This window comes from Sphingorhabdus sp. (genome assembly GCF_041737645.1).
GTDB lineage: Bacteria > Pseudomonadota > Alphaproteobacteria > Sphingomonadales > Sphingomonadaceae > Sphingorhabdus_B.
The window spans coordinates 20,211-42,048 of sequence record NZ_JBGSRI010000071.1 but is presented as its reverse complement, the minus strand read 5'-3'; the positions used below and the strand labels follow the sequence as shown (position 1 = coordinate 42,048).

General features: G+C 54.5%; 25 protein-coding genes and 1 pseudogene. 14 read left to right on the top strand and 12 right to left on the bottom strand.

Going from position 1 to position 21,838, the window contains the following annotated elements; all coding sequences use genetic code 11:
- Both ACEW72_RS13965 and nhaA read left to right on the top strand, forming a co-directional pair.
- Positions 1–172, top strand: a 172-nt coding sequence (locus ACEW72_RS13965; protein WP_373477001.1) for a DUF6768 family protein, incomplete at its 5' end; no start/stop codon positions are given.
- Positions 173–255: 83 nt separating this feature from the next.
- The gene (nhaA, locus tag ACEW72_RS13960) at positions 256–1,452 is read left to right on the top strand and encodes a Na+/H+ antiporter NhaA (protein WP_373477000.1); all 1,197 of its coding nucleotides are present in this window, start codon (positions 256–258) and stop codon (positions 1,450–1,452) included.
- Between the two features lie 594 nt (positions 1,453–2,046).
- Here the strand turns inward: nhaA and ACEW72_RS13955 are convergent.
- Entirely contained in the window at positions 2,047–2,769 is a 723-nt protein-coding gene (locus tag ACEW72_RS13955; protein ID WP_373476998.1) for an SDR family oxidoreductase, read from the bottom strand.
- A 129-nt stretch (positions 2,770–2,898) separates the two neighbouring features.
- Between ACEW72_RS13955 and ACEW72_RS13950 the strand changes: the two genes are divergently transcribed.
- Positions 2,899–3,090, top strand: coding sequence for a hypothetical protein (locus tag ACEW72_RS13950; RefSeq protein ID WP_373476997.1), 192 nt, complete (start codon positions 2,899–2,901; stop codon positions 3,088–3,090).
- 18 nt (positions 3,091–3,108) lie between these two features.
- Here the strand turns inward: ACEW72_RS13950 and ACEW72_RS13945 are convergent.
- Positions 3,109–4,404 (bottom strand): annotated as a pseudogene (locus ACEW72_RS13945) (MFS transporter).
- Between the two features lie 124 nt (positions 4,405–4,528).
- Here ACEW72_RS13945 and pgsA point away from each other — a divergent pair.
- The 4 genes from pgsA to ACEW72_RS13925 are packed head-to-tail and all read left to right on the top strand — an operon-like array spanning position 4,529 to position 6,412.
- Positions 4,529–5,101 (top strand): CDP-diacylglycerol--glycerol-3-phosphate 3-phosphatidyltransferase, encoded by a 573-nt coding sequence (gene pgsA, locus ACEW72_RS13940; protein WP_373476996.1) that lies wholly within the window; start codon positions 4,529–4,531, stop codon positions 5,099–5,101.
- A complete protein-coding gene (locus ACEW72_RS13935; RefSeq protein WP_373476995.1) occupies positions 5,101–5,358 on the top strand; it encodes a MoaD/ThiS family protein in 258 nt (85 codons plus the stop codon). Before pgsA ends, ACEW72_RS13935 begins: the two co-directional genes overlap by 1 nt.
- Complete coding sequence (locus ACEW72_RS13930) at positions 5,355–5,798, top strand: molybdenum cofactor biosynthesis protein MoaE (RefSeq protein WP_373476994.1); 444 nt, start codon at positions 5,355–5,357, stop codon at positions 5,796–5,798. Before ACEW72_RS13935 ends, ACEW72_RS13930 begins: the two co-directional genes overlap by 4 nt.
- Positions 5,798–6,412, top strand: coding sequence for a glutathione S-transferase family protein (locus ACEW72_RS13925; protein WP_373476993.1), 615 nt, complete (start codon positions 5,798–5,800; stop codon positions 6,410–6,412). Before ACEW72_RS13930 ends, ACEW72_RS13925 begins: the two co-directional genes overlap by 1 nt.
- On the opposite strand, the gene ACEW72_RS13920 is transcribed toward ACEW72_RS13925, so the two are convergent.
- The gene (locus ACEW72_RS13920) at positions 6,409–7,314 is read right to left on the bottom strand and encodes a LysR substrate-binding domain-containing protein (protein WP_373476992.1); all 906 of its coding nucleotides are present in this window, start codon (positions 7,312–7,314) and stop codon (positions 6,409–6,411) included. The two genes, ACEW72_RS13925 and ACEW72_RS13920, sit on opposite strands and share 4 nt — an antisense overlap.
- A 151-nt stretch (positions 7,315–7,465) precedes the next feature.
- Here ACEW72_RS13920 and epsC point away from each other — a divergent pair, with 151 nt between their 5' ends.
- Both epsC and ACEW72_RS13910 read left to right on the top strand, forming a co-directional pair.
- Entirely contained in the window at positions 7,466–8,185 is a 720-nt protein-coding gene (gene epsC, locus ACEW72_RS13915) for a serine O-acetyltransferase EpsC (protein WP_373476991.1), read from the top strand.
- Positions 8,182–8,526, top strand: coding sequence for a DUF2794 domain-containing protein (locus ACEW72_RS13910; protein ID WP_373476990.1), 345 nt, complete (start codon positions 8,182–8,184; stop codon positions 8,524–8,526). Before epsC ends, ACEW72_RS13910 begins: the two co-directional genes overlap by 4 nt.
- A 51-nt stretch (positions 8,527–8,577) precedes the next feature.
- On the opposite strand, the gene ACEW72_RS13905 is transcribed toward ACEW72_RS13910, so the two are convergent.
- The gene (locus ACEW72_RS13905; RefSeq protein ID WP_373476989.1) at positions 8,578–9,480 is read right to left on the bottom strand and encodes an SDR family NAD(P)-dependent oxidoreductase; all 903 of its coding nucleotides are present in this window, start codon (positions 9,478–9,480) and stop codon (positions 8,578–8,580) included.
- A 194-nt stretch (positions 9,481–9,674) separates the two neighbouring features.
- On the opposite strand from ACEW72_RS13905, the gene ACEW72_RS13900 reads away from it, so the two are divergent.
- The gene (locus ACEW72_RS13900) at positions 9,675–10,997 is read left to right on the top strand and encodes a porin (protein WP_373476988.1); all 1,323 of its coding nucleotides are present in this window, start codon (positions 9,675–9,677) and stop codon (positions 10,995–10,997) included.
- A 13-nt stretch (positions 10,998–11,010) separates the two neighbouring features.
- On the opposite strand, the gene phoB is transcribed toward ACEW72_RS13900, so the two are convergent.
- From phoB to ACEW72_RS13865, 7 genes are all read right to left on the bottom strand, one after another.
- Positions 11,011–11,706, bottom strand: a complete 696-nt coding sequence (gene phoB / locus ACEW72_RS13895; RefSeq protein WP_373476987.1) for a phosphate regulon transcriptional regulator PhoB — start codon at positions 11,704–11,706, stop codon at positions 11,011–11,013.
- Positions 11,707–11,721: 15 nt separating this feature from the next.
- A complete protein-coding gene (phoU, locus tag ACEW72_RS13890; protein ID WP_373476986.1) occupies positions 11,722–12,393 on the bottom strand; it encodes a phosphate signaling complex protein PhoU in 672 nt (223 codons plus the stop codon).
- Between the two features lie 12 nt (positions 12,394–12,405).
- Positions 12,406–13,179, bottom strand: a complete 774-nt coding sequence (gene pstB, locus ACEW72_RS13885) for a phosphate ABC transporter ATP-binding protein PstB (RefSeq protein WP_373476985.1) — start codon at positions 13,177–13,179, stop codon at positions 12,406–12,408.
- Between the two features lie 22 nt (positions 13,180–13,201).
- Positions 13,202–14,467, bottom strand: coding sequence for a phosphate ABC transporter permease PstA (gene pstA, locus ACEW72_RS13880; protein ID WP_373476984.1), 1,266 nt, complete (start codon positions 14,465–14,467; stop codon positions 13,202–13,204).
- Entirely contained in the window at positions 14,460–15,848 is a 1,389-nt protein-coding gene (gene pstC, locus ACEW72_RS13875; protein WP_373476983.1) for a phosphate ABC transporter permease subunit PstC, read from the bottom strand. The genes pstA and pstC overlap by 8 nt, the downstream gene beginning before the upstream one ends.
- A 128-nt stretch (positions 15,849–15,976) precedes the next feature.
- On the bottom strand, positions 15,977–17,029 hold the full coding sequence (locus ACEW72_RS13870; RefSeq protein WP_373476982.1) for a substrate-binding domain-containing protein: 1,053 nt from the start codon (positions 17,027–17,029) through the stop codon (positions 15,977–15,979).
- Positions 17,030–17,127: 98 nt separating this feature from the next.
- Complete coding sequence (locus ACEW72_RS13865) at positions 17,128–18,369, bottom strand: ATP-binding protein (protein ID WP_373476981.1); 1,242 nt, start codon at positions 18,367–18,369, stop codon at positions 17,128–17,130.
- A gap of 150 nt (positions 18,370–18,519) precedes the next feature.
- Between ACEW72_RS13865 and ACEW72_RS13860 the strand changes: the two genes are divergently transcribed.
- From ACEW72_RS13860 to ACEW72_RS13845, 4 genes are read left to right on the top strand one after another with little or no spacing between them, the layout of a single operon-like run.
- Positions 18,520–18,921 (top strand): hypothetical protein, encoded by a 402-nt coding sequence (locus ACEW72_RS13860; RefSeq protein ID WP_373476980.1) that lies wholly within the window; start codon positions 18,520–18,522, stop codon positions 18,919–18,921.
- A 39-nt stretch (positions 18,922–18,960) separates the two neighbouring features.
- Entirely contained in the window at positions 18,961–19,254 is a 294-nt protein-coding gene (locus tag ACEW72_RS13855) for an HPr-rel-A system PqqD family peptide chaperone (RefSeq protein ID WP_373476979.1), read from the top strand.
- Entirely contained in the window at positions 19,247–20,101 is an 855-nt protein-coding gene (locus ACEW72_RS13850) for an HprK-related kinase A (protein WP_373476978.1), read from the top strand. Before ACEW72_RS13855 ends, ACEW72_RS13850 begins: the two co-directional genes overlap by 8 nt.
- Positions 20,092–21,111, top strand: a complete 1,020-nt coding sequence (locus tag ACEW72_RS13845; RefSeq protein ID WP_373476977.1) for a nucleotidyltransferase family protein — start codon at positions 20,092–20,094, stop codon at positions 21,109–21,111. Before ACEW72_RS13850 ends, ACEW72_RS13845 begins: the two co-directional genes overlap by 10 nt.
- Here the strand turns inward: ACEW72_RS13845 and ACEW72_RS13840 are convergent.
- Complete coding sequence (locus ACEW72_RS13840; RefSeq protein ID WP_373476976.1) at positions 21,103–21,786, bottom strand: HAD hydrolase-like protein; 684 nt, start codon at positions 21,784–21,786, stop codon at positions 21,103–21,105. The two genes, ACEW72_RS13845 and ACEW72_RS13840, sit on opposite strands and share 9 nt — an antisense overlap.
- Positions 21,787–21,838: the final 52 nt, after the last annotated feature.

Below are 21,838 nucleotides of genomic sequence, written 5' to 3'. Positions count from 1 at the left end.
CGGATGGCAGTTCTACGAGGCGACGGACATTATGACCGCGCTCCATTGGGGCCTGCCTAGCGTTGCTATGCTGATCACGTCCCTGATGATCAAACTGGCACTATGGCCTGTGATACAAACTAATCGGGTGCTGCTGGCGTTGAAGCGCCTCGAATTGAAGGGCCGCATTTGAAGGGCACACGAATGTTGACGAGGCGAGGAGTTCGCCCAGTATAGGTGGCTATCGTTTCGGAGACATTCGTGGGCATTTTCAGATTGGTTCGACGGGGACCTGTGTCGGCAATTCGCCATTTCCTGCACAACGAAGCGGCAGGTGGCATTCTGCTGATGGGTGCGGCGGCGCTCGCGATGTTCGTCGCGAACAGCCCGGTGAGCGAAACCTACTTCCGCGCGCTCCAAGCCAAGGTTGGTCCGTTGTCGGTTGCTCACTGGATCAACGACGGGTTGATGGCGCTGTTCTTTCTGTTGGTCGGGCTGGAGATAAAGCGCGAGTTCGTTGACGGCCATCTCGCCACGTGGACCGACCGGTTGTTACCTTCGATCGCGGCGGTGGGCGGCATGGCGCTTCCCGCTGCCGTCTATCTTGGCATTGCGGGTTCGACGGCGGGGTTGGCGCGGGGCTGGGCGATTCCTGCTGCAACCGACATCGCGTTCGCTATCGGTGTGATGGCGTTGCTTGGGAAGCGGGTGCCCACCTCACTGAAGTTGTTTCTAACCACGGTTGCGATCGTGGACGACATGGGCGCGGTCGCCATCATTGCACTGGCCTATACCACCGAAATTAGCGGCCTCGCATTGCTGGCGACGGCGGTTTTGATGGGGGCCATGTATGTCCTCAATCGTCTCGGTGTGCGGGTGCTTTGGCCGTATCTCGCCTTGGCCTTCCTCCTCTGGCTCGCGGTGCTGCTTTCGGGAGTTCATGCGACAATTGCAGGGGTTTTGGCCGCGACTATGATCCCGATACAACGTTCGCCCGGAACACCCGATGACGAATCATCGGCTCTCCATCGGTTGGAGCACGGCCTTCATCCGTGGGTGGCGTTCGCGATCATCCCGATTTTCGGGTTCGCCAATGCGGGTGTGTCATTCGCTGGAATTAGCCTTGAGCACATTCTGGCACCGCTACCGCTTGGGGTGGCAGCAGGGCTATTTTTCGGCAAGCAGTTGGGAATCTTCGGCGCGGTATGGGCATGCGACCGCTATCGTATCGCGGCAAAGCCGAGCGGTGCCACATGGCTTCAAATCTACGGCACCGCACTCTTGTGCGGTATTGGCTTCACGATGAGCTTGTTCATCGGTGGACTGGCGTTTGCCGACCCCTTGCTGGTTGACGAAGTGAAGATCGGTGTTTTGGGCGGTTCGATCCTGTCGGCTCTGGCTGGGTTTGCCGTTCTGAGGCTGGCGACCGTCAGACAGCCGAAGTCTAAACCCACTGATGCGTCAGGATTGTAGGGCTGCTCAATACGCTTCCTACAGCTGATCACAGAAGCACTTATCAACCTCACCATAATGCGCGAATGTCTGCTTACGCTGCGCTGACGTCCGAAACCGGCCTGGCCGTTTTCCACCCCATTGCGGTCATTTGATAACGCGCGATGCGCCGGGACGGAGTCAGTAACGCAATTTCCCGCGAGAGGGCGTCATGCTATATGCGAAAGAGGCGGGTGAAGCAGCGCCAGCCCTCGCTTTTTGACACGACCTATAGCGAGGCTCCATAAAGGACGCCAACGCTGCCCGTGGGACTTGCATGGCCAATCCCACCAAATCGCTTCTTGGGGCCTCTCAGGGCCAAATTTGGGGTCAGATTGCCAATTCTAATTAGCACATTGATTAGCACACTAGCGCAGTTCTATGTAATGTAATCTAGTAATATCAGTATGTTAGAACATATTTTACCTGACTCAAAAGCAATTCAAAATCCTGTTCTGAAAGGAGTGCCGGTTCGAGTCCGGCCTGGGGCACCATTCTCACATAGTTCGAACGCTGCCCCGGCTTTCCGGATGGGCGGACTTTGTCCGCCGGGTGGGCACCAATATTTTCCAAACGCTAAAATCTAATCATCACCCACCGCGCCAGTGCAGGCGAGATGGAATAAACCATTTTCAAAAGCTTCACCATGCCGACATTGGCTTCGCGGGAGTTGCTTTCGATGGCATCGACAATTTGCGACGCGCATTCTTTGGCGGACATTTTACTTCCGCCAACGCGTCCCCTTGTCATCGCTGTATCGACGACCGGTGGCAAAGCTTCGATCACGTGTACCTTATTATGCCTCAGATTATATCGAAGCGCCTTTGTAAAGCTACGCAAACCGGCCTTGGTGGCGCAATATACAGGGCCACCTGCACGCGGAGCAATGGCGAGGCCAGATGTCACATTAACAATCGCCGCCTCAGGTCGCGTCAATAAACCGGGCAGAAACTGTCCGATCAGATGCATGGGCGCATTGAGGTTCAAAAATATCGCCCGGTCAGTGAGCGCGAGGTCCAACGGATCTTCGGGACCGAAGTTTCCGCTCATACCCGCGTTGTTGACGAGAATATCGAGCGGGCGGTTTGTGAGCACCTGGACCAAAGCCTGACACCCTTCTGCATTTGAAAGGTCGGCATTGATCGCCTCAAAGCCCTCGGTTCGTGCCGAACCAAGCAAATCTTCGCGCCGACCGCAGACGATGATATCGGTACCTTTGCGTTTTAACTGACGGGCGATTTCCAGACCAATTCCATCGGTGCCGCCGGTCACCAAGGCCAATTTCCCAACGAGTTGCATGAAACTCCTCCCGATTCATGGTTAATGGGAGGATAGCATTTGTAACAGTTCGGGACAGTCCCAAAACGTGTCCGTTTTAACCATCTTTATCAATAGCCATCGTGGCTAACAAATCGTTAACATCCCGATATGTTGAAAAGAACACTCGTCTGTCGCAACGAAGCTGCCCGCCATCCTTTCCGCAGGATGCTGCCGCCCCCCGTCCTTGATGCCACGCTAACCATGCCGCGCAAGGCACGGTGGTGGCATAAGGAAGATACGCATCTTTTCATGCTGAGCTTCAGCGCCTTTTTCGTCGCGATCAGCAGCTTTATTTACTGAACCGTTCAGGGCGAAGGCCTAGTCGCAAGCCCTATGCAATTGCTGCGCCAGCCAGGCGGAGATGAGGCACATGGCGGCGCCCAATAATAGCTGGTTGACTATTGTGACGCCCGCGGCACTTAGACCCAGTGCAATCAAAGAGCCAATGACCATCGCGCCGGAATTGACGATATTGTTCGCCGCGACAGTTCGGGCGGTTTGGTCCTTGGGCACCGTCGTTGTCAAAAACGCATAAAGCGGTACGACAAACATTCCGCCGGATACCGAGATGCCCAGCAAAGACAAAAGCAGCGGGATCGCATCGGGGTGCGCGACAAACCCTGTTATATTATACAGCTCACCCGTTCCGATGACATGCCAGTTGCGACAAACATAATAGAATGCGACGACAAACAGACCCATAACAATCACACATGCGGGGGCAAAGCGAGCCGAAACCTCGCCCTTCAACATGCGGTTGATCGCGACCGAACCGATGGCAATGCCAACAGAAAAAATGGCGAGAAACAGACTGGCCACTTCCTTGTCGGCACCCAGAACATTTTTCGCCAAGGGCGGAAACTGGATGAACAGCACCGCGCCAATCGTCCAGAAAAAGCTGATCGAAGCGATGGCCAGATAAAGCTTGCGGATGTGCAGCGTGCTTTTGACGAGGTTGATGGATGACCGCAATATGTGCCAGTCGATTCCGGACTCTGCGTGTTCGGGCGGAGCTGGTGGGACCTGCCGTCCGGTAAAATAGCCGATAATTGCGGTTATGACGACGCCGAGTGCGGCCCATTCCACCTCGATAACGCCTGCCAAAATAGTACCGAGCAGTATAGCGATATAGGTGCCTGCCTCAACCAACCCGGTGCCGCCCAACACTTCGTCTTCTTTCAAATGCTGCGGCAGGATGGCTTATTTGATGGGTCCAAAAAATGTCGAATGAACCCCCATTGCGAACAAGGCCAGCATCATCAATGGAATCGCGATAAGCGTCACAGCAAAACCAAGCCATGCCATGACCAGCCCTATTCCACCGACAATCATGATCAGGATTTCGCAGAATTTGACGATGCGGATGATCCGCGCCTTGTCGCGTGTATCGGCCAATTGTCCTGCCAGCGCCGACATCAGGAAAAACGGGATGATGAAAACAGCGGTTGCAACTGCGCTGAATAATGCCTCCGCCTTTTCGTCGTTATACACGCCGTACACGACGAACAGCACCATCGCGTTTTTGAAAAGATTGTCGTTAAACGCCCCAAGCAATTGGGTCACGAATAGCGGGAGGAACCGTCGCTGTTTCAGCAACGACATGGAAGTCGACATAATTTTCGAAAACCTCACTATGTTTGCCGTGCCTTAGCCGCCTGATTGCGCGCGGCAAAGCGCTTTTGTCGATATGACGAAATCGCAGCGTGATTTTACTGAATTAGGAAGCTATCGGTAGGATATGCTCAGCTTGCCTAATATTTTGACCCTTTCGCGCATATTAGCGGTGCCGATCCTTGTGTTCTTGCTGTGGCCGGGAACCAAAGATCTGGGTTTACAGCCATTGCCCCTCGACTATGCCTTTGCATTTGTCCTCTACTGCCTGATGGGGATAACCGATTATTTCGACGGATATCTGGCGCGGGCGCAGGGGACTGTATCGAAATTGGGTGTGTTTCTTGATCCGATAGCCGACAAGATCATGGTTGCGGCGGTTATTTTGATGCTGGTCTTTACCCGCGATGTCGATGGCTGGCACGTGATCGCGGCGTTGATTATCTTGCTGCGCGAAATGATCGTGTCGGGATTACGCGAATTCCTTGCAGGTTTGCAGATTTCGGTGCCGGTGTCGAAACTGGCGAAATGGAAAACGACATTCCAGATTGTTTCCCTTGGCGGTATCATCTTGGCTGGCGCGTTGCCTGATTGGGGGCTGCTGAAGCTGGCGGCGCTGGCGCTGCTCTGGATTGCGGCCATCCTCACGATGATAACCGGCTGGGACTATTTGCGTGTCGGCATCAAGCATATGGATTGATGCAGATGCGTTTGGTGTATTTTGCGCGCGTTAGAGAAGCTATCGGTATGGATTGCGAGGAACGCGACTTACCTGCCACGGTACATACCATCCAGGACTGCCTCGACTGGTTACGGCAATGCGATACGCGCTATGCTTTGGCCTTTGCTGATCCGGTGCGCCTGCGCTATGCGCTCGACCAGCAGATGGTGACCGCCGAAGCCCCGCTTGCCGGATATCGCGAACTTGCGATTTTCCCGCCGGTCACCGGCGGATGAAAAAGATTGCGATCACCGCAGAATCTATAAGTACGGCCATGGCACTGACCCCGCTGGAAAATCTGGGCGGCGGGGCGCTGGCAAGCTTCACCGGCATTGCGCGGGCCGATTCCGGCGTTGTGGCGCTGGAGCTCGAACATTATCCCGGTATGACCGAACAGAATCTGCACGCCGTTGCTGATGAGGCGATGACGCGGTGGTCGCTGCTAGGGTGCGTCTTGATTCACCGTGTCGGCAAAATTGCGGTGGGGGAGCAAGTGGTGGTCGTCGCCACTGCCGCCCACCATCGCGCCGAGGCATTGGACGCCTGCGCCTTTCTGATTGACCGTCTGAAAACCGATGCCGCCTTCTGGAAAAAAGAGCATCGCACCGACGGCAGCGCCCTATGGGTTGAGGCGAAAAGTACCGACGATGCCCGCGCGGAGAAATGGATAGACTGATGCTGTTATACGACGCCCCAATGCCAGCCCCCAACCCGCGCCGGGTGCGCATCTATCTGGCGGAAAAAGGGCTATCCGTGCCGATGCTATCGCTCTCCATCTTATCGGGCGAGCATAAGGGTGCAGACTTTGTGGCCAAATATCCTGCCGGACAATTGCCGGTGTTGGAACTCGACGATGGCCGGATGATCGGCGAAACAATTGCGATCTGCCGCTATTTCGAAGCCTTGCATCCCGAACCGCCGCTGTTCGGCAGCGACCCTGCCAGCATGGCCGAGATTGAAATGTGGACGTGCCGCGTGGAGCTGAATTACGGCGCGGCGATCCGCAATATCTGGATCCACACCCACCCCCTGACGGCGCGATTGGTGAAGCATCAATATACCGAATTTGGCGAAAGCAACCGGCCACTGGCGCATGCGGCGATGATGGTTTTTGACACAGCGCTGCGGAAGACCGCTTTTTTGGCGGGTGACAGCTATTCGATGGCCGATATCGCCTTGCTGAGCACGATGGGTTTCGGCCTCTTTATCGGCGTGCCGATTCCCGAGGAAGCCGACGCGCTGAAGGCATGGTACGAACGCGTGTCTGCGCGCCCGAGTGCGTCGGCCTAGGCGTTACGCAAGCTACGCAACGCGGCGGCCAGCATCTCGAATTCTTCCCGCCGCGGGCTGTTGGTGCGCCACACCAGCGCGATTTCGCGGGTCGCATTGTCGGCGTTCAGTGGGCGCGCCTGCACATCCGTGCCATTTAGCAAACCCGCTTCGACCGCCATTTCGGGGATCAATGTGACGCCCAATCCATTGTCCACCATCTGTACCAATGTATGCAACGATGTCCCCAGCATGGTTGCCGATGCCCGCAATTCGGGGCGGTTGCACGCCGCAAGTGCATGATCTTTGAGGCAATGGCCATCGACCAGCAATAACAATTTGCTCTCATCAATCAGGTCAGGGGTGATACTGTCGGGTGGATCGCGCGGGTCGTCTTTGGGAAATGCTACAAACAGACGGTCATCGAATAGCTTCGCCTTTTCAACATCCCCTGCTGCAAAGGGAAGCGCTAGCAAAACGCAGTCGACCACCCCGTGATGCAGCGCCTCGACCGCTGCTGCGCTGGCTTCTTCTCGCAGATAGAGTTTCAGGTCCGGATATTGCTTACGCAACGCGGGAAGCAATTTAGGCAGAAGAAACGGGGCGATGGTAGGAATCACGCTCATCCGTAAGTCATCGGCTAAGGGCTTGCCGGCCGACCGCGCCATTTCGGCCAGCTCTTCCGCCTCACGCAGGATGCGATGCGCCTTTGCAGTCATTTTCAAACCCAGCGGGGTGAACCGAACCACACGGCGGGTGCGTTCCACCAGCATCAACCCCAAAAGCGATTCCAATTCCCTAATGCCAGCTGACAGCGTGGATTGCGTAACAAAACAGGCATCGGCAGCTTTGCCGAAATGGCCATGTTCTTCCAGTGCAACCAGATATTGCAATTGCTTCAATGTCGGCAAATAGGTACTCATTTATCGATCCCTATAATCAATATTCGAATAATAATCGTTTTTGACGATTTTAACCAGCTTTTTCGAAGCAAAATCCAGTCCGGCACTGGAAATCGGGTAACATATCGCTTAACTTGGCCGAAAGGCTCCGGATAGCAGAGGGCAAGGACGCATGTTCATTTCAAATCTCATCGAATATCTGGATTCGATAAAGGTCCGCGACCCGGCGCCGCGCACACGGTGGGAAATTTTACTTTATCCCGGCGTATGGGCCGTTGCGTATCACCGTGTGGCGCATTGGTTGTTTTTGGGACAGATGTTTTTTCTTGCGCGGCTGGTAAACCACTTTTCCCGCTTTTTGACCGGTATCGACATTCATCCGGGCGCAAAAATCGGCCGCAATTTCTTTCTCGATCATGGCTTTAGCGTGATTGGCGAAACCGCCGAAATTGGCGATAATGTGACTATGTACCAAAATGTCACGCTGGGTGGGACCAATCCGACCAATGGTACCGGCGGCAAACGGCATCCAACGATACTCGACAACGCTATTATCGGTTCCGGCGCGCAAATATTGGGGCCCATTACCGTCGGGGAACGGGCGCGCATCGGTGCCGCGGCCGTTGTCACCGATGATGTGCCCGCCGGTGCCACGATGGTTGGACAAAAGGCGCGATCAACCTTGGTGAAGGCCGAAACCTATGCAAAGGATTTTATGCCTTATGGCACCCCTTGTCGCGAATTATTCGATCCTGCAACGCAAAGCCTGGAAATCATGCAGTGCGAGATTGAATCTTTACGTAAAAAGGTCGCCGAACTGATGGCTGAACGCGATGTCAAAGCCGCGCCAGCGGTAAAGCGCACAACGGCCAAGGGGGCAAAGAGCGCTTGAGCGCTGTTATCACGCCCTTTCCTTTTGCCAGCCGGTTAAATCAGGTCGGTTTTGAACGGGTTGAATTGACCCAGATATTGAATCTTTATGGCCGTATGGTTGCGGCTGGCAACTGGCGTGATTACGCCATTGATCTTGGCCGCGATGCCGCCATTTTCAGCGCCTTTCGCCGGGCAACAGAGCGTCCCGAATATCGCATCGAGAAACGTCCCGATTTACGAAACAAGCAAGGCCAATGGGTGCTGGTAGGTGAAGGCGGTGCCGTGCTGAAGCGCGGGCACGATCTGGGACCAGTGCTTGCACCTGTCGAGCGCAAGTTGATGAAGTTGGTGGCGGAATAAAAAGCCCGGCACAATGTCCGGGCTTTTATCCTTATACGGGCTGGAGAGGACTTAACCCAGCGCTTGCAACGCTTTCATCACCGCAACCGACTGTTCGCCACCTGATTGCGGGACCGTTTCCCCTGTGCGGTCGATAATCTTGTCCCATGCTGCGGCGAAGCCTTCCACGGTGCGGTCTTCCTTGTGAAGAGCAGCGCCAGGGGTCATCGTAACATAAGCGGCGTGATAACCACCGCCGCCGGCACCGATAATCATATTTGTCGGCGCGTCTTCGCTGACCAGATAAAGCGCAGCAGGAACAACATTTTCAGGCGTGAATTGTTCGAACAGACCTTCCGGGAAAATGTCTTCAGTCATGCGCGTGCCTGCGACAGGGGCAAGTGAATTGACGCGGACATTATATTTGGCACCTTCGAGGTGCAGCGTCTTGGTTAAACCAGCAAGGCCCAACTTGGCTGCGCCATAATTGGCTTGTCCGAAATTGCCGTAAAGGCCGGTGGATGATGTTGTCATCAATATGCGGCCATAGGCCTGTTCGCGCATCAAATCCCACACCGCCTTGGTGCAATTGGCTGACCCCATGATGTGAACTTGCAGCACCAGATTGAAATCGGGCATATCCATTTTGGCAAAGCTCTTGTCGCGCAATATGCCAGCATTGTTGATGAGAATATGGACACCGCCCCATGCTTCCTTGGTCTTTGCGACCATTTCGACCATCTGGTCATATTCAGTTACGCTGCCGCCATTGGCCATTGCTTCGCCGCCAGACGCCTTGATTTCTTCAACCACCATGGCTGCCGCGTCTGAAGTGCCGGTGCCATCGCGCGCGCCACCCAGATCATTGACCACAACCTTGGCCCCGCGCCGTGCGAGTTCAAGCGCATAAGCCTTGCCCAATCCGCCGCCGGCACCGGTTACGATAGCGACTTTGTCCTTAAAACTGATGGTCATTGGCTGTCTCCATTGATTTGCGGCACATATTCTATGCCGAAGTTGACCGCGCATTGGCATGAAGGTCGTGTTTACGCAAGCGTAAAGCTGCTGCATCACTCCCGACATAAGTATGTATTAAAAATGACGCTTATAATTTACAAAAATGTAATTTAGACGTCATCTTTCAGCGAGCAATAATTAGGAAAATGAGAATGAAGTCTCTCCGATTGGTTACCGGAACGCTCGCTTTGGCCTTGGTAACCTTCACCAATCCTGCCAGCGCCAGCGAATCCGACCCTGAAGTTGCAGCATTGAAGGCAGAGGTTGCAGCTTTGAAAGAGCAGTTGGCCAAGATAGCGGCGAAAGTCGATGCTGCTGCTGAAAAAGGCAAGGATGCTTCAAAAATACTCGGCGAAGTGAAATGGAAAGGCGCACCCGAAATTACCGGAAACGGCGGCTGGTCCTTCAAACCGCGTGGGCGATTGCAATATGATTTTGCGACAGTTTCCACACCCGAAGGCTTGGTAGATCGCGGCCTAGGCTTTTCCAATGAGGTTCGTCGGGCACGATTAGGCGTTGAAGGGACGATACCGGGAGGGTTCGGTTATCGGATGGAGGGCGACTTTTCATCTGGCGGCGTTGAGCTAATCGATGCATATCTGACTTATCTGGATAATGGGCTGACCCTGACCGTTGGCCAACACAATAATTTCCAGTCGCTGGATGAACTGACTAGCACCAATGACGGCAGCTTTATTGAACGCGCGGCCTTCACTGACGCGTTCGGGTTTCAGCGGCGCATTGGAATTTCTGCTCAATACACACACGACAATATCCTGCTCCAGGGCGGCGTGTTTACGGACAATATTGACGATCTGGGCAATGATGAAAACGATTCAATCGGCGTCGACGGGCGCGTTGTTTTTGCACCGGTTCTTGGTAAGACCCAGCTGCATATCGGTACGTCGATCCATGTGAATGATCTGGGCGATAACATCACTACATTGCGGTATAGCCAACGTCCGTTGGTCCATTCAACCGACACAAGATTTATTGACACTAGCAATATTACCTTTGCCAGTTCTGAAAAAAGCTTTGGCCTTGAAGCTGCGGTCATATCCGGGCGTTTCCATACGGTCGCGGAAATGCATCAGATGGATGTCAACAGGATCGGTCTCGCCGACCCGCGCTTTTATGGCGCTATGGTCGAAGCCGGGATTTTTCTAACCCGTGATAGCCGGTCTTATAAGGACGGCTATTTCCGGAGCATCAAGGTGACAAATCCGGTTGGAAAAGGTGGTATGGGGGCGTTGCAATTCAATGTGCGTTATGACCGTCTTGATATCAGCGATGCCGGTGTGAATGGCGGCAAACAAGACGGCTATTTGGCGTCATTTATTTGGAACCCGGTCGATTACATACGCTTTTTGGTCAATTATGGGCATCTTTCCTATAAGGACGCGGCAATAATCGCGGGAGCGTCACGCGATTATGCCGTTGATGTTGTTGCGATGCGCGCGCAGGTTAATTTTTGAACAGATATTGTGTCTAAACCGCATCCTGATCGAGCGAATACCCTGCAGAGCGGACGGTCCGGATAATGTCGCTTTCAAAACCCTCATTCAAAGCTTTGCGAAGGCGGCGGATGTGGACGTCGACGGTGCGGATTTCAATATCGCTGTCGTGTCCCCAGACGCTGTCAAGTAGCCGCTCGCGCGAAAAAACGTGACCCGGATATTCGAGGAAATGTTTAAGCAGTCGATATTCGGTCGGGCCAAGTGGCACCTGTTTGCCGCCGCGCCTGACTTTATGGGCGACGGTATCCATTTCGACATCGCCAAAGCGCAAGGATTCCCCGGCTAAAGCAGGGCGAACGCGGCGCAGCACCGCTTTGGCCCGGGCCACCAGTTCGCGGGGACTGAACGGTTTGGTGACATAGTCATCGGCGCCAATTTCAAGACCACGAATGCGATCATCCTCTTCACCGCGAGCCGTCAACATGATGATGGGGACATTTGCGGTGTTGTCGGTTTTCCGAAGCTGACGGCATACTTCGATACCGGATAGATTTTCCAGCATCCAGTCGAGCAGCACAAGATCAGGCGCGCGTTCGCGGGCCATCAACAACGCTTCCTCGCCGTCGCCAGTGTGGCGGACATCGAATTCCTCACGCTCGAAATGCCAGCGAACTAGCTCGGCAAGCGCGCTGTCATCTTCCACCAAAAGCAGTTGTGCCTTGGGCATATCAGGGTCTTTCTATTAGGCGTCAGGGAGGTTTTCGCCGGTTTCGGTAAAGTAAATCATTTGCGCGACCGTCGTCGTATGGTCGCCTATCCGCTCCAGATTTTTTGCGGTGAAAAGCAGATGGGCCACTTCAGTCGCATTCTTCGGATTTTTGGCAATATACGCAACAAAATCGACAAATAGGTCTTTATTCATTTGGTCAACATCATCATCCCGTGCGGTTACAGCACGGGCCAGATCGACATCACGCTTCGCATAAGCTTCCATCGCGGTACGGATCATCTGTACAACAATTTCACCCATTCGGGACAGTTCTTCGTTCGCCGCCAATGTGGATTTCGCCTCCATTTGCGGAACGCGTTTGGCGATATTTTTCGCATAGTCACCGATACGTTCGATAACCGCAGACATCTTCAGTGTGGCAATCAATTCGCGCAGGTCATCGGCCATTGGCGCACGAAGAGCGATGGTCCTAACGACAAGTTTTTCGACTTCGGTTTCAAGATTGTCGATAATCTTGTCATCTGCACGCGTCGCAGCCGCCAGATCGAGGTCATGTTCGCCTAAAGCTTTCATTGCGGCCATTACTGCAGATTCGGCGCGCGCGCCCATTTCCGCAATCAACCCGCGGATTTCGTCCATGTCATCGTCGAAAGCTGTGACTGTATGTTTCGTTCCGGTACTCATTCTCATTATCCCTTAGCCATAACGGCCTGTGATGTAGTCCTTTGTTCGATCTTCATGCGGATTGGTAAAAATTTCGGATGTTTCTCCAAATTCTATCAAATTTCCGAGATGGAAAAAGGCGGTACGTTGCGACACGCGCGCGGCCTGTTGCATATTATGTGTCACGATAATGATAGCATATTTGCCGCGTAAATCGTGGATCAATTCTTCAATCCGCGCGGTGGCAATAGGATCGAGCGCCGAACAGGGCTCGTCCATCAAAATGACCTCGGGATCAACCGCAATGGCGCGTGCAATGCAAAGCCGTTGTTGCTGGCCGCCGGACAAAGCGGTTCCGCTGTCGGAAAGGCGGTCTTTGACCTCAGTCCATAAACCGGCGCGTGTTAGGGCACTTTCAACAATCTGGTCGAGTTCCGACTTGCCGCTGGCAAGGCCATGGATGCGTGGGCCATAGGCCACATTGTCGTAAATGGATTTAGGGAAAGGATTGGGCTTTTGGAACACCATGCCCACGCGCGCGCGCAACTGCACGACGTCCATGGATGATGCATAGATATCCTGTCCGTCGAGGAAGATATTCCCTTCGACCCGTGCGCCGACGATGGTGTCGTTCATGCGGTTAAGCGACCGCAAGAATGTTGATTTGCCGCAACCTGATGGGCCAATAAAGGCCGTCACATTATCCATGTCGACATCAATCGACACATTATCAATGGCTTTCTTGTCGCCGTAGAACACATTGACGTTGCGGGTCGATATTTTAGAGTGTGTAGGGGTCTCGGCCACAATGGCGTCCTTTTCTTTTCTACTACCAGCGCGTTTCAAAACGGTTACGCAAGTAAATGGCCAGGGCGTTCATCCCCAACAGGAATATCAAAAGCACGATAATCGCGGCACTGGTTTTTTCGACAAAACCCTGGTTCACTTCATCGGACCACAAGTAAATTTGCACCGGCAGTGCGGTGGCGGCATCGGTAAAACCTTGTGGCGCGGTTGGAATGAAGGCGCGCATACCGATCATCAACAACGGTGCTGTTTCGCCCAAGGCGCGTGCCATACCGATAATTGTCCCCGTCAAAATGCCAGGCAAAGCGAGTGGCAGTACATGGTGGAAAACCACCTGCACCGGCGACGCGCCGATACCAAGCGCGGCCTCCCTTATCGATGGCGGTACAGATTTGACAGCGTTGCGACCGGCGATCACAATGACTGGCATCGTCATCAACGCCAGCGTCAGGCCGCCGACCAATGCCGAAGAACGCGGCATACCGAACATCGACAGGAACACCGCAAGACCCAACAGGCCGAAGATGATGGACGGCACTGCAGCAAGATTGTTGATCGATACTTCGATCATGTCGGTCAGTTTGTTCTTGGCCGCATATTCTTCGAGATAGAGAGCGGCGAACACGCCGATCGGGAAAGCGAGCAGTAGGGTGATCGCCATGGTCATCAACGACCCCTTAAACGCCGCCCAAATGCCCACCGCCGACGGATCGGTTGCATCGGCACCGGTCAGGAATGTCCAGTTAAAGCCGGTCCGGAGCACATCATTTTGAGCAAGTGATTCAACCGTTTTTTCCGCTGCCGGTTCGCCTTTGCGTTTGTAGGCGACATCCAGTCTAGAATCGACCGGCAACCACAAGCGTTGTTTACCAGAAATCAATTGCGGATCGGCCAGCAACATCTCGCGGACATTGGCAACGGCGGCCGATGTCAGCAATTCGCCACCCTTGTCGCCATATTGCTGGCTGATGGCAAGATCAACAATACCAGGCAGGTCCAAAGAATTGAGCGCGCCATCTGCATTCGCGCCGGTAATGGAAGCCGCTGTTGCGCCTGAGGTCAGGGTCGGAAAATCGAAATCTACCGCAATCTCGGTACGTTGAAAGCCACGCAGACCTTGCCCAAGCATCGTGAACAGCAAAAACGCAAGGAACAACGTGGAAAGTGCGACCGCGATGAAGCCAATCGCTTTGAAACGGCGCTCGGCGGCATAACGACCAGCGATGCGCTTTTGCATGACCGCGCCATTCCAGTCGGTCGGTATCCGGTTGTTTGCGACCTTATTCATAAGCTTCCCGATAACGTTTGACCACGCGCAGGGCGACATAGTTGAGAAGGAAGGTCGTAACGAACAAGGCCAGCCCAAGTGCAAAAGCCGCAAGCGTATGCGGGCTGCCAAAATCCTGATCGCCTGTCAGAAGTGCGACAATCTGGACAGTTACGGTGGTTATGCTGTCGAACGGGTTCGCGGTCAGATTGGCGGTGTAGCCTGCAGCCATCACAACGATCATTGTTTCGCCAATAGCACGGCTTACCGCCAGCAATACCCCGCCAACCACACCGGGCAAAGCGGCGGGCAACAGGACTTGCTTGATCGTCTCGCTCTTGGTCGCGCCCATCGCCAGACTGCCGTCGCGCATCGCGTTGGGGACCGCCGCGATGCTGTCGTCAGACATGGAGGAGACGAGCGGAATAATCATAACACCCATCACGATACCAGCAGCCAGCGCGTTGTCTGATGCAGCATTGCTGACGCCCAGCATGACCGCGAAATCGCGGATGGCAGGAGCCACCGTCAAGGCAGCGAAATAGCCATAAACCACTGTCGGTACGCCAGCAAGTATTTCCAGTATCGGCTTCATCCATTTGCGTACATTTAACGACGCATATTGGGTCAGGAAAATCGCGCTCATCAAGCCTAGCGGGATCGCCACCAGCATGGCGATAATCGCACCGATGAATATGGTGCCCCAGAATAAAGGAATTGCGCCATACCCATTATCAGCGCCTGCCGTAACTTCGTTTTTCGGGTTCCAATTGGTCCCGAAAAGAAACTCGAACGGCGATACCATCGAGAAGAATTGGTAAGATTCAAAAATCAGAGATGCAAAGATTCCAAGAGTAGTGAAAATTGCAATCAACGACGCGAACAACAAACCGAGCATCACAAGATATTCAACTTTGTTGCGTGCACGAAAATCCGGTTTCAGACGGGTGAACGCAAACGCCCCCCCGGCGAATAACAACGCGATTGTTCCAGCCATGCCGATCCAGCTGTAATAAGTCAGCGCGTTTTTATAGAGCGGCACCAGCTTTTCGCTTTGCGTTTGAAAAGCTGTCGCCTGCAAACCTTGTGCGATAGCACGTGCTTCCGACAAAATCGCGGCTCTTGCAAAACCATCTTGTGGCAAATCGGTTGCAATGGGTGATGACAGCACCGCGTTGGTAACCAGCGCAGGTGAAATTGTTTGCCAGACAAACATGAAAAGCACAGCAGGAACCACCGCACAAACAGCGACAAACCATCCATGATAAGAGGGTAGGCTGTTTACCTGACCACGCGGGCCGCCTTTTGCCGCACGAACAAACGCTGCCGCACGGGCGCGTCCAGCGATCCAAGCGACCAAACCGAGGCCAAGGACAAGGAATAGCAATGCTGTTCCAGTCATATACTTAACCTTGCCCCCTTCGACCTAATTGGCCGGAAACTCACGAACATTTCATACCCACACAGCAACGGGGCATGGATCAAAGTGAGATTCGATCCATGCCCATAGACGCGATGTATGTTACAGATTTATTTCAAATCTGAGCCGTCCATGGCATTTAGACCTTTTGCAACATCCATTGCCTTTTTATAGTCGTCATCGGTCGATGCAATCATGCCCAATTTTGTGAGATAACCGCCCACAACACCGCCCTTCAGGAACTCAAGGACGAAGTCCTGAATGCCCGGGATTTTGTCGATATGGGCTTTCTTTACATAGATGAACATCTTGCGTGCGCCGGGGTAGCTGCCGTCCGAAATGGTCGCGATGGTCGGGTTTACGCCGTCCATAGTAATACCATGCACCTTAGATGCATTTTCCTCCATATAGCTATAGCCGAAGATGCCGACCATATTGGGGTTGGCGTCCAGTTTTTGAACGATCAGATTGTCGTTTTCGCCTTGTTCCTTGAACGCGCCATCGGTGCGGATTTCGGTGCAAATCGCTTTGTATTTGTCTTCATCCGTGTCCTTTAACGCTTTGGTTGTTGCGTCGGATTTGCATCCGGCTTCCATGATAAGTTCATGGAATGAATCGCGAGTGCCTGACGTCGTTGGCGGGCCGAAAACCGAAATGGGCAATTTGGGAAGAGCTGGGTTGACGTCCGACCAAAGCTTGGCGGTTTGCGCCTTTCCAAATGGCTTGGACGCCAAAGCTTTGTAAACATCAACCGTCGAAAGCGCGAACTTTTCACCCTTGTTCGACTGGGCAAGGGCAAGCCCATCGATACCGACCTGAATTTCGACAATGTCTTTCACGCCATTTTTTTGGCAATCTTCAAATTCGCTTTTTTTCATGCGGCGTGATGCATTGGTGATATCGGGCGTTTCCGCGCCTACACCTTTACAAAATTGTTCCATCCCGCCGCCGGTTCCGGTCGATTCCAATACGGGCGATTTGCGGGTAGGGTCAGCCTTGGCAAAACCTTCGGCAGCTGCCTTGGCGAATGGGAAAACGGTCGATGAACCAACGATGCGGATTTCCTGACGCGAACCACCTGCTGCACCGCCGGTGCTAGCCTGGTCATTACAAGCGGAAAGCGCGAGTGCGCTGATGGCGATAAGCGAGATTTTCTTCATCATTTGGCTAATTCCCTTTTTTTGGACCCTTCATGGTCATCCCATGCCTTGACGCGCAATTAGCGACCATAGGTGGCCTATAAATGACTATTATATGACAATTATATTACATCCATCGGAACCACCGGTAATAATACCGAAACGCTTGTGCCAGTGCCCACGGTACTGCGGATTTCGAGATGGCCTTTATGGCGATCAACGATATGTTTTACCAAACTAAGGCCAAGACCAGTGCCGCCGATGGAGCGGCTGCGTCCTGAATCGACGCGGTAAAAGCGTTCCGTCAGGCGCGGCAAATGTTCAGGCGCAATTCCGTCACCCTGATCGACAACAGAAAAAGCCAGCATCGCGCCCGAACGCGAATGTGCTAGCGACACCATGATAGGAGTTCCGGCCCGCCCATATTTCATGGCATTGTTGATGATATTGCTCGCCAATTGCCGCAACTGACCCGCATCCCCCATCACCGGCAATGTATCGACCGTCATATCAAGCGCAATGTCGCCGCCCCGTTCCTGGCTGTTCCTTAATTGGTCGACCGTATCAACGACAATAAGGGCAAAATCGACCGGTGTTTGCGGAGGATCGTATTTCTCTGCCTCAATTCGCGACAGAGACATTAGATCGCGCACGAGCGCCTGCATCCGGTCAGTTTCCTTGGCCATGATACCCAAAAACCGGCTGCGCGTGACGGGGTCCTCGCTGGCGGCGGGCTCGTCCAGCGTTTCGATAAAACCCTTTATGGCGGCCAACGGGGTTAGCAATTCATGGCTTGCGTTAGCGACAAAATCGACGCGCATTTTTTCTGCGGCCTGCGCGCTGCTTCGGTCAGCAAGATGCACCATTTTTTTGCCAGGACCGATTGATTGAATACGCATATCCCACATCTGGTTCTGTTGGCCAATTCCAGTCAACCGAATCGGGTGACCTGTATGATTGATATCAGGGTCCGAAAGTCGTTCAATCGCACCGGCATGGCGAAATGCCATTCTGACATTTTGACCTACAATATTTATGCCAAGCAACTGCCGCGCACAATGGTTGGCCGCAGTGACTTTCGAATGGTCGACGATTAAGATCGCATCCGTTGAAGCGTCAATAAAGGGTTGTAATTGGGGGTGACTGGTAATCGCATCAGGGTCAATATTTGTGCTTTGTACATTTTGCGAAACCGGGTCGCTGACCGGATCATGCGGATCGGCTGCAATGAATAGGGCGGTCAACAAAGACACAACCGTTACAAGCGTACGCTCTACATTGCCTTCAAGCTGCCCGGCTATAATTGCGCCGGCAGTCGCTAAAGCAATGGCAAATAGAACGCGGGGCGACAACCAGCTGTTCACGATTGAAACGTCCTTACAGTTAATCGGGTGAAGGGCACCGATGAAATCATATATTAGCTTTTACCGTCGAATATGTCCCACATATAGACGTACATCGACCGCGCAAGCGCGACGGCTGGAAAACGGTATGGAATATGGTAGGCGGAACCGATGAACGAAGACAAAAACCCGGCCAATTTGCTGAATAGACCTACAAATCGCCGCCGTGCGTTGATGCTGGGCGCTGCAACTGCGTCGGCTATTGTTTCTGTGCGACCTGCATTGGCGCAGTCGGCAGCTTCGATTATAAACTGCGATATACCTGTTCCCGGCCCGCATGGCATCGGTAAGAATATCGACCGCTACGGTAAATTGGTACCACGCGACACTCCGGGTTCTTTTCCGGCACAGGGACAGAAGTTTACAGGAGAACAGGTCAAAGCTGCGTTACGCGGACGCAGTCTCCCCGGAACCAGCGCTGACCAAAGCCAGGCTTATGTAAATTATATCCGTCGCCTGCAAAGCGGGCAGAGCGGCTTTACCTGCTACGCCAGCCTGCAGATGTCGCGCTAAACATTGAATTTTAACGCCGGGGCTTTACCCCATGCGCCCATGACTGTGTTGCCAAGTACAAAATATAAAGCGGAACCCGCGGACCAGATTCTGGTCGCACCGCTGGATTCGTTGACACTGGTGTACCAGCGCCGGTCGGGGATCACCCATATTGTCGCTGAACCGGCACCGGAAATTCTGGCAATAATGTGCGCGGATGCAATGACCGCCGACGAGATAGCGCAGCGTCTGGCCGCGCAGTTTGATTTTGACAGCACGCAAGCAATGGACATCATAACCGCACGATTGAACGAACTGGCCGACCTTGGCCTCGTCGAGCGATGCCATGCATGAATTTCGGGTTCAGGTAGGCCCGGCGGCCTTTCGCATCGGCTCGCAATGGAAACGTCCGCTGGACCAGTTGGCGGAATTGTACCGCGATTATCCGGTGCCTGCGATCCCCGATTATTCGGTGCGGCTGGAATCGGTCAGCCTGCTGCGCCGCTTTGTCCGGCCATCGGTAGCGATTAACGGCGATTATATGCTGCCCGATGCAGCGCCGCTGCCATTGGCGCAGGGGTTGCTGGCGGCGGAAATGGCGATGAACCTGCAAATGGCGCTCGGCTGGCGGCGGCATTTGTTGCTGCACGCCAGCGCCGTGGAAAAGGATGGCCGGGCGCTGATTATGACGGGCCAGTCGGGGTCGGGCAAATCGACTTTGGCCGCGATGCTGGGACACCGCGGCTGGCGCTTCATGGGCGATGAATTTGTGCTTGTCGATCTGGACACAGGTGCTGCGGTGCCATTCCCCCGGCTCATCAGCCTCAAAAACGAAGCCATCGGCGCGATGATGGCGACGGCGCTCGACGGGCGCTTTGGTCCGCTGATGCCAGAAACACCAAAGGGCGATATCCGGCACCTGGTTCCGCCCGCCGATGCGATTGCGGCCATGTCCCGTCCGGCTCAGCCCGCGCTGCTGCTCTTCCCCAGCTTCGGTTTTGACCCCGCGTTTCGCGAAGTCGGGCCAAGCGAGGTGTTCATGCGCTTGACGCAAGCCTCCACCAATTATGTAACTCTGGGTGAAAAGGGCTTTTCCGCGCTGACCCGTTTTGTCCAGACGGTGCCTGCGCGCGCGATTGACTATCGCGACGGGATCGAGGCCGAAGATTTGGTCAACCGGCTTTGGGCCAAATGCACATGAGCCATGACGCTATGCTCCTGGTTGATGCGCTGCGCGATCCTGCAGTCGCGACCCGGCTTGACGCGAGCGGTTGGACAGCCCTGCTGACGATAGCGCGGGTCGAAGTATTATTGGGCACCTTGGCGCGCAGGCTATCGGGCCTGCCGGTGCCCGAAGCGGTTGAACCTATTTTGGAAGAGGCCCGGGTCAACGCCGAATATCAGCGCCGCTCCGCCCTGTGGGAGGCCGACTGCGCGCGGCGGGCACTGGATGACTATCCCGGAAAGGTCGTGCTGATGAAGGGCACGGCCTATGTGGCGGCCGGTCTGAAAGCGGGCGAGGGACGGCATATCGGGGATCTCGATATCCTGGTGGCGAAGCTCGATCTGCCGCAGGTCGAGACCGCGTTGCTGCGCGCCGGATGGGAATGGGTCAAAGAAGACGCCTATGACGACGCGTATTATCGCGACCATATGCATGAGCTGCCCCCGCTGATCCATAAGGAGCGGGACCGCATGATCGATGTGCACCACACGATATTGCCCCTGACGGCGCGACCCCGGCCCGATGCGGCGGCGATGCTTGCGGATGCGAACGCGTTGGCAAATGGCCTTTATGTCCTGAGTCCGACCGATATGCTGATCCACAGCGCCGCACATTTATTTGCCGATGGCGAACTGGACGGTGGATTACGGAACCTGTGGGATTTGCATTGCCTGATGACCGAATATGGCGACGACGCATTTTGGCCAGCACTCACAAACCGTGCGGCGCATCACCAGTTGCTCGCCCCGGTGGAGCGCGCCGCCCGCCTTGCCCATCAATTGTACGGGACAGAGATTCCAAACGGGTGGCGGCGCTGGCATCGTCAGGACAGGCATTACATCCGCCGCCTGACAGCGCGCGACCATTGGGGGCGGGGCACGCATAAATTCACACGCGTTATTTTCTACATCCGGTCCCACTGGCTGCGCATGCCGCCTATGATGCTGGCGCGGCATTTGTGGACGAAATGGCGCAAGTCAGCCTAGATTGCGCAACACGGGGATAAGATCGTCAAAATGGTCGATGATGGCATCGGCGCCCATGTCTTCGACGGGAACGTGCAGAAAGCCGAAGCTGACCGCGACGCTGGGTACATTGGCGTTCTTTGCCGCCATGACGTCAAGAATGGAATCACCGATATAGGCCGCCCGGCCGCCGCCGCCCAAGGCCTGGCACCGCTTCACCATTTCGAAAATCGGTGCACCGGACGGTTTGGCGTTTTCCTTGCCCAATGTGTCGGCCCCCAATATGCACCCCATCCGATGTGCAAGGTTCAGGTCGGTGAGAAGCTTGACCGCAAGGCTTTCGAACTTGTTGGTGACCACTGCATAGCGCACGCCCATGGAGTCCAGCCGGTCCAACAGGTCTAGCGCGCCGTCAAACGGGCGGCTGTGTACAGAGACATTGGCTTCGTAATAGCTCAGCATTTGGCGGTAGAGCGGACGGAAATCGTCATCGGGAATGCCGCCGGTCGCCTCCAGCCCCTGTTGCAGCATCATCTTCGCGCCGCCGCCAATATGCTGTTTCACTGTGTCGATCGACAAAGTGGGTCGGCCGACGCTGTCCAGCACATGGTTGACCGCTGCGGTCAGGTCGCCGCTGGTGTCGACGAGGGTGCCATCGAGGTCGAATCCGATAATGTCGAAAGGAATTTTTGTCATATCTGCTCCAGATGGCGGCAAGTTCTGGAAACCGCAACAATTTGCTGGCATG